This window comes from Vibrio hyugaensis (assembly GCF_002906655.1).
Taxonomy (GTDB): Bacteria; Pseudomonadota; Gammaproteobacteria; order Enterobacterales; family Vibrionaceae; genus Vibrio; species Vibrio hyugaensis.
The window spans coordinates 3,451,223-3,462,925 of the sequence record NZ_CP025794.1 but is presented as its reverse complement, the minus strand read 5'-3'; the positions used below and the strand labels follow the sequence as shown (position 1 = coordinate 3,462,925).

The 11,703-nt window shown below is 44.8% G+C and carries 6 protein-coding genes; 3 read left to right on the top strand and 3 right to left on the bottom strand.

Annotated elements, in window-relative coordinates; genetic code table 11:
• The first annotated feature begins 185 nt into the window (after positions 1–185).
• On the top strand, positions 186–1,097 hold the full coding sequence (metR, locus tag C1S74_RS16890) for an HTH-type transcriptional regulator MetR (protein WP_045400949.1): 912 nt from the start codon (positions 186–188) through the stop codon (positions 1,095–1,097).
• 20 nt (positions 1,098–1,117) lie between these two features.
• On the opposite strand, the gene C1S74_RS16885 is transcribed toward metR, so the two are convergent.
• Together C1S74_RS16885 and C1S74_RS16880 are read right to left on the bottom strand one after the other, a co-directional pair.
• Positions 1,118–1,318, bottom strand: a complete 201-nt coding sequence (locus C1S74_RS16885) for a DUF4250 domain-containing protein (RefSeq protein ID WP_005445023.1) — start codon at positions 1,316–1,318, stop codon at positions 1,118–1,120.
• A 183-nt stretch (positions 1,319–1,501) separates the two neighbouring features.
• Positions 1,502–2,212, bottom strand: a complete 711-nt coding sequence (locus tag C1S74_RS16880) for a hypothetical protein (RefSeq protein ID WP_045400947.1) — start codon at positions 2,210–2,212, stop codon at positions 1,502–1,504.
• A 211-nt stretch (positions 2,213–2,423) separates the two neighbouring features.
• On the opposite strand from C1S74_RS16880, the gene C1S74_RS16870 reads away from it, so the two are divergent.
• Entirely contained in the window at positions 2,424–6,122 is a 3,699-nt protein-coding gene (locus C1S74_RS16870; protein ID WP_082039062.1) for an Ig-like domain-containing protein, read from the top strand.
• Between the two features lie 68 nt (positions 6,123–6,190).
• On the opposite strand, the gene C1S74_RS16865 is transcribed toward C1S74_RS16870, so the two are convergent.
• Positions 6,191–8,653 (bottom strand): EAL domain-containing protein, encoded by a 2,463-nt coding sequence (locus C1S74_RS16865; RefSeq protein ID WP_045400942.1) that lies wholly within the window; start codon positions 8,651–8,653, stop codon positions 6,191–6,193.
• A 409-nt stretch (positions 8,654–9,062) separates the two neighbouring features.
• Here C1S74_RS16865 and C1S74_RS16860 point away from each other — a divergent pair, with 409 nt between their 5' ends.
• Positions 9,063–11,456, top strand: coding sequence for a YgiQ family radical SAM protein (locus C1S74_RS16860; RefSeq protein WP_045400939.1), 2,394 nt, complete (start codon positions 9,063–9,065; stop codon positions 11,454–11,456).
• The last annotated feature ends 247 nt before the right edge of the window (positions 11,457–11,703 follow it).

Sequence of the window (11,703 nt, the reverse complement as noted above, 5' to 3'; positions counted from 1 at the left end):
AACTATCGCTCTGGTGATAAAATTGAACAACATCCAATTATTCAACTTGTTTATTAAAAAAATTCATATTGAGGGGTATTACTCGCATTCAAACGGCATAAATGGACGTCTAGACGTTTACATATCCATTTTTTATGGGTAAGTTAATAAAGCTCATGGCAGATATAAAAGGATGAATGGGATTCATGATAGAGTTGAAACACTTACGCACCCTCACTTCACTGAGAGACACTGGGTCATTAACGGCAACCGCAACTACTTTGCACCTGACGCAATCTGCCCTTTCTCATCAAATCAAAGATCTTGAATCTCGGATTGGCGGGCAATTATTTTTGCGCAAAACCCGTCCTGTAAAATTCACTTCAGAAGGTGAAATTCTTCTTCGTCTTGCTGATGAAGTTTTGCCAAAACTCGCCAAAGCAGAAAACGAACTCGCAAGCTTGAAAGAAGACGTGAATGGGCGCTTACATATGGCGATCGAATGCCACTCCTGCTTCCAATGGTTAATGCCTGCACTTAAGGAATACCAATTAGCTTGGCCAAGTGTGACGCTCGATTTCTCTTCCGGTTTTGGCTTTGAGCCGCTTCCCGCCTTGTTAGCTGGCGAGCTTGATTTGGTGATTACATCAGACATTCAGCCACGCTCCGAAGTCCATTATGAGCCGCTGTTTGACTTCGAAATGCGTTTGATTACCTCTACCAGCCATCCTTTAGCGAACAAAAGTGTCATAGAACCCGAAGATCTTGCAGATCAAACCATGCTTTCTTATCCAGTACAGAAACAAAGATTGGATGTGGTCAAACACTTCTTACACCCTGCGGGAGTTGAGCCAGCCAAGTGGAAACAAGCAGACAACACGTTAATGCTCGTACAAATGGTGTCAGCGGGATTGGGGGTAGCGGCATTGCCAAATTGGGCGATTTCTGAGTTCTCGCGCCAAGGTTTGATTACCAGTATGCCTTTCGGCGAAGGGTTATGGCGTAGATTGTTCGCAGCAACACGCAACTCAGAAAAAGAGAAACGTTACTTACAGGCCTTCTTTGCCACGGCCCGCCAACAATGTAAAAGCCACCTTGATGGGATCAAGATGGCTTAAAGTTCGACAATTAAACGAAACTAACGTTCGTAAGATTTAAATTGATTGGTCAGTGGGTCATATTGATAGCCAAGCATATCGAGCTTGCCCACTACCGATTCCACATCCATCTCGTACATCGATACCAACTCTTCAAAGCTATCACATTCTAAGCGCAGCTTTTCATTAACGATACCCAGCAAGATGATGCTGTCCCAGTTACTTACGTTGCTTAAATCCATCGCGACACTCCTCTAAGACAAGGTATTTGACCCCAATTCCGTTGAGCACGTGCGTCAAGACTCTCTCGAAATGAATGAGGCTATAACTAAAGCGTAGACTTAATCGAACGATTTGAAAGTGAGCTCGATCTAAATCCCGAGCTCACAAAAAGAAAAGAAGACAGAAGTGTTAATTCGTTCGGTCTATGCCCCCAATAGGAACAGACCTTGTAAGCTTGTCATTGAAGCCAACGCAAGAAGCAGCGCTGCCGCCAATTGCACTTTGTTTGGCGCTTTATGAGTGAAGATATGCCAGCACCAAACCACGATTGCCATAATCAGCATCGCCAGTGACGCTAGAATATGTTGTGTCACGCTATTCAATGTCGCTTCATCCAACTGATAAGCAGAAAACAACGTCATCACGACCAGCAGCATGCCTGAGACAACACCCGTAACCGGTAAGATTCGGTGAAATGCTTGCAAACGGCTGCGTGCGATAACCAGAAGTAACTGCGCAAACACGGCACCTAAGAAGAAGATCATCAATGCCACCGAAGCGCTTGCCGCCCAATGCGGTTGCTCAAATAGTTGAATGCTCACGTACGCGAAGGCCAAACCGTTCGCTAGATGCAGAGCCCATAATGGCCCTTTCTCACGTGTCTTCTTAGTCTGAACTTGAGAGTAAAAATAGAAGATCGCGAATACGATCATGAAAGCTTCAATACGAAGCGACGCCACTGCCAACCAAAGTACGCCAATTGATGGCAACATCTTATGCAGGCGACCACGTTGACCTGGGCAGGTATCACCCTTAATCAAAAGTAAGGTCAACAGCGCTTGGGCGCCAAATAGCATTGGAGGAAAAGTTAACAGCAATTGTTGAATCATGTTGAATGCAAACTCAAAAGTCATTTTGGGGTGGCGATAATAGCAAATCGCCTAATGATCGACTAGCCCGTTACTTCACCACTCGCTCGCAGAGTTCAAAAGCCAGCATCTCTTGAAGGGCTGATTCGCTTTCCGTGTTAGCATCGCCGCGAAACAGCCGTCAAACCTGCTATTTAATCTCTCCGCTTGAACTTTACATTTTGCAATAAAATGAAAGTGTAAAGTCAAAAACAACATGAAAAACAGAACGCTCATCTCTATTCTCTTTTGTCTATTTTCGTTAACAGGCTGTGATTTCAACAAAGAGCCAGTTCTCTCCCTATCATACGAAGAGTCCACGGTTTCTCGTGAGTTAGTCATTCACGCTGAATCTCAGTCACTACCCAAAGGGGATAAGCTCTATTTAACCGCTCAACTCCTTGATTCAGAAAATAACGGTTGGCTTACCGAAACAGATACCGTGATTTGGAATAGCTCGAATGAGAAGGTCGCCACGATTAACTCAAGCGGCTTATTACTTGCGAAATCACAAGGAGCCACAACCATCACCGCATCAGTAAATAAAGATGGTCTCGCCTTCTCTGTAAGCTTAGAAATCACAGTATCCGAAGCAACGCTCTCAAAATTAACTCTCGTATTGGCAAACGAAGGTTCAACACCTAAAGGCTTAATGCTTCCCTTTCAAGTCATGGGGGAATATTCAGATGGAAACCGCATTGATTTGACTGACTCTTCGGAACTTCAGTGCCATATCGCAGACTCTACTGTCGCCCAACTCACACTCGGGAATCCTGCCAACCTCATCCAAGGAATGAGTGTAGGGAATACTGTACTTAACTGCACATATGGAGATACCAGCTTAGAGGCAGGTAAGAAAATCTCTATCAGCAAAGCCATACCCGTCGAATTGTCCCTTAGCCTAGAGCATTCAAAACTGCCTGTCGGTTCGAGCTCTCAAATACTCGCGTTCGCTAAATTTTCGGATAGTTCAACGCAAGAAATTACAAACGCGCCGGAGCTCCATTTAGACATCAGGGATCGCTCGCTGGCGTCTATTGTTCAAGAGCAAGATCAAACCCAATTGTTTGCTACCTCTACCGGGACAGCAATCTTGACGGCGAAAATTAAAAACACAGAGCTGTCCGACGAAGTATCAATCGTCATTACTCCAGCTGAGTTTTCTGCTCTCAATGTAACCCTCGATAAAGCTGAAATACCTTCGGGCCTCTCAACGCATGTTCAAGCACTGGCAGAACTTACAGACCAATCCACTATCAATGTCACACAAGACCCTCGAGTGATTTGGTCTGTGCTCCCTGTAACCATTGCTCGAATAGAAACAAAAGAGAACAAACTGACCATCAAAGCGCTTAAACCTGGTCAAGCGACGCTCATTGCCTCGCTGAACGATGGACAAATACGCTATCAAGTACCGTTTAGCGTATCCGAACCTGTCGTGACCAAACTTAGTTTATCTCCCAATGTCGATTCATTGCCTAAAGGGTTATCTCATTCATTTCAAGCGTGGGCCACATACTCAGACGGTTCCATTGACGAAGTTACGTCTGCCTCAGAATTTCAGTGGAGCGTAGATAATACAGACATCGCGACATTTGAACTTAGTCCTCATAAAGGAACGATAACCGGCGTTCAAGTTGGTGAAACCAACATAACAGGCATACTCTCTGATAGATGGCGAAGTACCGCTACATTAACGGTTTCAGATGCTATCGTTACAGAGATCAGCTTTGACGAAGCTGAGCTTTCTTTACCCGTAGGGCTAGAGCATCCTTTGAAAGTAAACGCCCTATTGTCAGATGGAAGTATCATTGATATTTCCAACTCTCCTGAGATTAGCTTTATTGTTAACAATAACGAGTTTGCCGACTTTGACGACCAAGAAAGAAACGTGGTTGTCGGAAAGAATATGGGCTCGACCACAATTACAGCGCTCGCCAAATTTAATTCATTAGAACATCAAAACCATATGGCATTGTTCGTCACGCCTCCCGTAATAAAACGACTTTCTTTAGAATCAACATTTGCAGAAATCACGGCTGGTGTACCTCTGGAACTGCAAGCTATCGCAACCATGACCGACGGGTCTGAAGTTAACGTAACAAACAGCTCAACATTAGATTGGAACGTCGAACCCGTTGATAGCGCAGAGCTTACTCTATCAACGGAAGGGATAACGCTTACCGGAATTGAAAAAGGTGAAATCAAAGTCTCTGTTACTGCTGAGTCTTTTCCCTCAATGGTCACAACTCAGAAAACATTCACTGTTGTCCCTAAGGACTACACGATTACATTGGTAGAAGAAGCGATATCTCCTCTAAGTCGCTCCGTTTTCGAAGGTTATGACATCGATGATGTAAAAATTAGATATAACGGTTTAACAAGCTTTGATTTGTTGAACACAACACCACGCTACTTGAATAATCCTTTAGTCAGAGTCAATCGACAACACTTTCGCATTACGGGGGTTATCTCACCATTTCAAGCTGTGAATTTTGAGCTGCCAGAATGGTTTGATGAACCCATCACTTCTGCTTATTTCGTTGATGAGCAACCATTGTTCAAAGCACATATACGAGCTTATGCCGACGTCAAACAAAATGACGACAAATACGCACAGCCAACGACAGAGAACGTTTATCAATATGAAAAAGAGTTGCGTGGCTTTAAACAGTTAATGAATAACTATGACTATAACCATCGGTTTATCGGCTTCATTCAAAACTATATGAATTCAAGAACCCGCATGATCCGGCATGAAGATCATTGGTGTGAAGTAGAAACGCTACTGACATCAACTCGTTCAATAGAAAGCAGTTCTGACCACTTTGCTAAATTCAAAGGTAACGATACTTCACCACATACATTGAAACACGTAAGTCTTATCGCAAATAAGCCGAGTGCGACCTACATGATGCTGACCCGAGAAGCCAACGGCGTTGCAACGGTTGGAGATGGGTGGTTAAGCGTACGTGATTTTAGGTTGTTTTCTGAAGGAGCTACATCACCTAAAACAACCTACCTACACGAAAAGATGCACAACCACGGCTTCGGCCATAAAGGTGGAATGACCTATGGTTACCCCGCTGAGACTGGCAAGTTTGTAAATCAATCTTGGACACAGTTTTACGAAGATGGCGCGGTTGAGGCATCAACACCCACACTAGCAAGCCAATACGAACTCAAAGATCTGGGTAAACAGTTTAAGTTAGAGATTTCATTTTTAGATAAGAGCACATCGGCGCCATCAAACCGACATATTGATAAGTTCATCTTACTCACCACTTCTTTGGCTAAATTAGAGCGTAGCTATCTAATTGATCATAATAACAATGCCACCGAAATTTACCCAGAACTCGACTCTGGTTATGAGCACACGTATGTATTTAACAATATTGAGCCAATTCAACCTCAAAGCATAAGTGAGGCGAACTCTGAACCAGTCGCGTCAAAACTCATTTTTGTCTTTGATAAACCAGAACAAGCAAATACAAACAACATCCCTACATCTATCATCTTTATCGGTGGTAACGGGGAAGATACAAAGCAACAAGCGAACCTCGTAATCAACTACTCAGGTTCAGGAGGATTTGTCAGCAAAGATGGACAGTTCGTCTATCTAACCAAGCAATGGAATAAAAATGACAATAACGTCTTCACCAATGAAGTAAATACACTCTCACCAATTGAAGCGGAACAGTTCTGCAAAGAGAAAGGACTCAACCTAGGAACATTAAAGCCATTTCGCTCAAGAGATATGATGGATTTTCAAACGAAATATCAGAAATACGGAACTCAAGTGGGGCTGTCTTACGAAACTGGTACACCGATGGCCGTCTCAGTACCAACAACTTACCGACCAAATACCATTACAGAAGTAGAAAAAGGTGCCGTAATTGTATGTAATGAGCAGTGAACTGAATGAAAGCAGCATTGAGCACTTTTACCAGTCCCCAACACTGCCCGTATAAAAGAGCGATGCAACTAATACTCGCTCTTTGCCAGATAACTCAACGCATCTTCTTGAGTTAACAAACCACGGTACTGATTTTGTGAATCACAAAGTATCCATGGAAAGGCCGTTCCTACTGTCACTAGCTCTCGAACGGTCGAGACAGGCAAGTTCGCATCCACCAGCTCAAACTCTGTATTCATGATTTGATTCACTGGTCGCTTCCAAATCCTATTCTCACGTTCCGATTCCAAATCGGTCCCCATCGTTGGTGTTAAGTGCAAGTTGATTTGAGCTTTAGTAATCAGACCAACGCATTGCTTTTCATTAATGACCACCAAAGGCGCCGTTGGGCTCAAGTTCATGTACTCAACGGCGAGTGACAATGGCTCACCCGGATCAAGTCGACGAACATCGGTATGGCTGAGAGACATCAGTGGTGCATCTTGCGTCGGTTTTACTTTCACGTTGTTAAAGTGCTTTTTGTGACACTGTGGCTTGTCCAGTAGCACCACAGGCACCGCTTGGGAAAACAAAAAACCCTGCATAAAATCAACACCAAGGTCTGCAAGCTCTTTTAGTTCTTGTTGCGACTCAACCCCTTCAGCAACCACTTTCACGCCAAGCTTGTGTGCTAACTCAGTGATCATTTTGACGATGTTGTAACGAGTGCTCCCTTCTTCGATACCTCTGATAAATTTTCGATCTATTTTGAGTAGATCAAACTGCCCTTCTTCAAGGTAAGAAAAGGAAGAGTAGCCAGTACCAAAATCATCAATAGCGATCTTGATGCCCTTGTCACGCAGTTCACTCAAAGCAAGGGTATGCTCTTTATCTTGTTCAAAATACGCAGTTTCCGTGAGTTCGATAGTGATTCGATTCGGATCAACACCACTTTCAGCAATCAAATCATAGGAACTTTGCAAAACTTGCAGCGCATCCAACTTGGTATTCAGTGAACGATTCAACGTTAATCCTATTTCTTCTCCGTAAACTTTCTGGATATGAGGAAGTTGCTTGAGTGCCGTGCGGCAAACGAGATCATCCAACGCAGCAATCAACTCTAAATCCTCGACAACCGCGATCATCTCTTGGGTATCATAGGTTTTATTCTGATGATAGAAACGTGCTAACGCTTCGAACTTCACCACTTTGCCCGTACGTGTTTCAATGATCGGCTGATAATAGACGTCAACAAGTTGGCTCTCAATTTGTGTTCTTAGAAAGGCTTCGAGATGATGACGCTTGACGAGTTCATCATGCAGTTCACTATTATAAAAACTGAAGTAGTTCTGGCCTCCACTCGGAGAAGAAACCATCGCTTGCGCTGCATGCACCAGTGCTTGTTTTGGATTATCAGTATCGTAACCGAGCACCGATACACCAGTTTGTCCTTCTACTATTGCATCATGCATACTTGATCCCAACTCACTTCTTAATTCCGAAAAAAAGCCTCGTAACGCAATCTGAATAAGACGCAGTGGGCTTAACCATTGGCATCGAGGCGTTTGCAAACACACTACAAATACGTCCCGCGACAATTGACCCGCAATACTGGCGTGGCGACTTCGCATCACAAAATCGGAAAAACCTAACTGCTGCTCAAGTAGGGACTGCTGTGAGAATTTCGGTCTAATTGTCACGATGATATTGAGATCTTTGTGGCTATTTTCATCCACCAATCGTGCTAACTGTTGTTCAAATTCTTCGCGAGGGGGAAGAAAAGTAGTCCACTGTTGAGGTTGGTCACTGGCCTTTTTCATCCACAATAATGAGGCAGAAATATCGGTAGAAAAACCGAGGTAAAGCGTACGACCAGAATTGAACACTAACCGATAAATGCAAAGATGATGCGCTTGGTTACTCCCATTCACGGTACGACTAAGAAGGTTACCACTCCAAAAACCTTCAGTATCAATGTCTTGCCAGATTTGTTCGTAAAACGCTTTACTATGATGTTCAGAACTTAAAATATGGGTTTTCAGACCAACAAGGTCACGGTTTTCATAACCCATTTGCTGTTCGAACGCTGGGTTGCAGCCTAATATGCGAGTGTCTTGATCTGCGACCAAAACGCCTACGTTGGGTAAATCGAAAATGGTTTCCAGAATTTTGGCTAACTCTTCACAGCCGGTAATACTCAATTGCGGGATGATGGCACCTTGCACGATATGACCATTAAGGCGCTCAAAGCTCAATGCTACATGCACGAGTCGGTCATTATCTAGCATCAGACAACCAGAAAACTTACCATGCCCACCATTTTGTTCTACGTCGAAGATGTGTTGCTTCGCACTGTCACCCTGACCAAGCAACATGTATTGAAAAACATCATCCAAACTATTCACTGTCTGTTTTAAGCCTAAAACAGATATCATGCTTTGCTGGTCACATTCAAACTCATGTGTCTCTATATCATAAGACCACTCGATCACTTGAGAATGACCGGACCCAGGCTGCACTTCTCCTTGTGCTACGGATAGCATTTCACTCATAACCTAGCCCCCTGTTGTATCGGCTTGAGACTTTGAGAGCGCCACCCATGTATGACGATTGTTTGCTGTAGTTTTTTGATTGCAAATCGGTCAATACCATTTGAAACATCAACGATGTTTACGGCGCGCTTTAGTCAACAAGCACGTGCATTTTAGTATGCACTAATACAATTATAGGAACAGAATTCGATAAGCACACCGTTGCTTATTACTAATTTTTACAAGGTTAAAAAACTCAATAACCATAAGGGATTGAAGGACATAATGGCGTAAAAATCAGCGATGGAATTGAGAGTAATTTTCATCTCCAAATAAATCTAGTCGAACTAAGCTTTATATAATCACTTGGGTATAGATACCTGATCATCAAATCGCTATAATTCGCGCTCCCTGGAACAGAGAGCAAAATATGACCAACGACATTACTCCTATTCATGAGTACAAAAAATACTGGGCTGAGTGTTTTGGTACGGCACCTTTCTTGCCGACCAGCCGCAAAGAAATGGATGCCCTAGGATGGGATAGTTGTGACATTATCATTGTCACGGGTGACGCGTACGTGGACCACCCAAGCTTTGGTATGGCAATCATTGGTCGTCTCTTGGAAGCACAAGGATTCCGTGTCGGTATCATTGCTCAACCAGAATGGAACAACAAAGATGCTTTCATGCAGCTTGGTAAGCCAAATCTGTTCTTCGGGATCACTGCGGGTAACATGGACTCCATGATCAACCGTTACACGGCGGACAAAAAGCTTCGTCACGATGATGCTTACACACCAAACAACGAAGGCGGCAAACGTCCAGATCGTGCAACCTTGGTGTACTCACAGCGTTGTCGTGAAGCCTACAAAGGCACACCTATTGTTCTTGGTGGTATCGAAGCCAGCTTGCGTCGTGTTGCTCACTACGATTACTGGTCAGACAAAGTTCGTCGCTCTGTTCTGTTCGATGCGAAAGCGGACATTCTTCTTTTTGGTAACGCTGAGCGTGCCCTAGTAGAAGTCGCGCACCGTCTTGCTGATGGCGAAGACATCTCGACCATGACCAACATTCGCGGTACTGCGGTTAACCTGCCAGCCGAACCAGAAGGTTACACCGTTATCGATTCTTCTCGTATTGAGAAACCTCGTAAAGAAGCGTTCGTACCAAAGAACCCTTACGAAGTGGAAACTCAGTGCGATACTAAAAAAGAAGAGCCTGTTGCACAACCAATCACTATTCGCCCATCACGTCATGATGCAGCGAACACAGCGGTGCGCTTACCAGCCTTCGAAAAACTGCACAACGACCGCATTCTTTATGCGCATGCAAGCCGTGTGCTGCACTTAGAAACCAACCCATATTCGGGTCGTGCTCTATTGCAACGTCATGGTGACCGTGAGCTATGGGTGAACCAAGCGCCAATCCCTTTGACTACAGAAGAGATGGATTACGTATTCGGGCTATCGTACGCGCGCGTTCCTCACCCTATGTACGGCAAGGCAAAGATCCCTGCTTACGACATGATCAAGACTTCGGTTAACATCATGCGTGGATGTTTTGGTGGCTGTTCTTTCTGTTCTATTACCGAGCACGAAGGCCGTATTATCCAAAACCGTTCACAAGAATCCATCATCAATGAGTTGGAAGAGATCCGCGACAAAGTGCCTGGCTTTACTGGCACGATCTCTGACTTGGGTGGTCCTACAGCAAACATGTACCGTCTTGGCTGTAGCGATCCAAAAGCAGAAGCAAACTGTCGTCGCCCTTCTTGTGTGTTCCCGGGTATCTGTAACAAACTAAACACGGACCACAAACACACCATCGATCTTTACCGTGCGGCGCGTAAAGTGGAAGGTGTGAAGAAAGTTATGATCGCATCTGGCGTACGTTACGACCTCGCGATTGAATCACCAGAGTACGTGAAAGAGCTTGTGACGCACCACGTCGGCGGTTACCTGAAAATCGCACCAGAGCACACAGAAAAAGGTCCACTGGATCTGATGATGAAGCCGGGCATGGGTACGTACGACCGCTTTAAAGAGATGTTCGAGAAGTACAGCGCGGAAGCAGGTAAAAAACAATACCTGATCCCTTACTTCATTTCGGCGCACCCAGGTACAGAAGACGAAGACATGCTGAACTTGGCGCTATGGCTGAAGAAGAACAACTTCGAGTGTGACCAAGTACAGAACTTCTACCCATCGCCAATGTGTAACGCAACGTCGATGTACTACTCAGAAACAAACCCTCTGAAACGCGTGAAGTACAAGCAACGTGAAGATGTGCCAGTGGCGAAAGGTGAACGTCAGCGTCGCCTACACAAAGCCCTACTTCGCTACCACGATCCAGCAAACTGGCCAATGATCCGCGAAGCGCTGATCAACATGGGTAAAAAACACCTGATTGGTGATAAACCAAACTGTCTGGTTCCGGCAGAAGACATTGATGCACAAACACCAGCACAACGTCGTAAGTCTGGTCGTCACGGCGCAAACCGTTTTGCAACCAAACACACCAAGAATCAACCTGGCTTCGGTGGCCACTTGAATAAACGTTCAGAAGGTGGCTCACGTGATGGCAAACCATCTGGCAACCGCAACGGTTCAGGTAAAGCGCAAGGCGGTCCAAACGGACAAGGTCGTGGAAACCAAAACAACGGTGCAACCGGTCAACGCCCAAACAACGGTCAGCGTCCTAATACGGGGTCACGCCCTGGTAGCAACAACCAAAACCGTTCAAACGGTACGGGGTCACAAGGTCAAGGTCGTCCTCAAGGACAAGGCAAACCAGCGGGTCAACGCAAACCAAAACGCCGTTAATTGACTAGGGTCTGTTGACCTTTCGAGCTGATTTTTGCAGCGAATTGTTGGGTATTTATACAAGGCAGAGGCTTTGATGTGTAGTTAGCCTACATGAAAAGCTGATAACGCAGTAGAAATGACCAACAAACGCTGCCCAAAGGGTTCGGCTAAAATCGTTTTATGCTGTGTTAAGGCGTATTTGCTTAGAATGACTAGGCGACACACTCCTTGCCTCGCCTAAAACGATTTTATCTCGAACAAAATT

Coding starts and splice junctions, on each gene's coding strand:
- metR (WP_045400949.1), top strand. CDS start 186: ATGATAGAGTTGAAACACTTACGCACCCTCACTTCACTGAGAGACACT.
- C1S74_RS16885 (WP_005445023.1), bottom strand. CDS start 1,318: ATGGATTTAAGCAACGTAAGTAACTGGGACAGCATCATCTTGCTGGGT.
- C1S74_RS16880 (WP_045400947.1), bottom strand. CDS start 2,212: ATGACTTTTGAGTTTGCATTCAACATGATTCAACAATTGCTGTTAACT.
- C1S74_RS16870 (WP_082039062.1), top strand. CDS start 2,424: ATGAAAAACAGAACGCTCATCTCTATTCTCTTTTGTCTATTTTCGTTA.
- C1S74_RS16865 (WP_045400942.1), bottom strand. CDS start 8,653: ATGAGTGAAATGCTATCCGTAGCACAAGGAGAAGTGCAGCCTGGGTCC.
- C1S74_RS16860 (WP_045400939.1), top strand. CDS start 9,063: ATGACCAACGACATTACTCCTATTCATGAGTACAAAAAATACTGGGCT.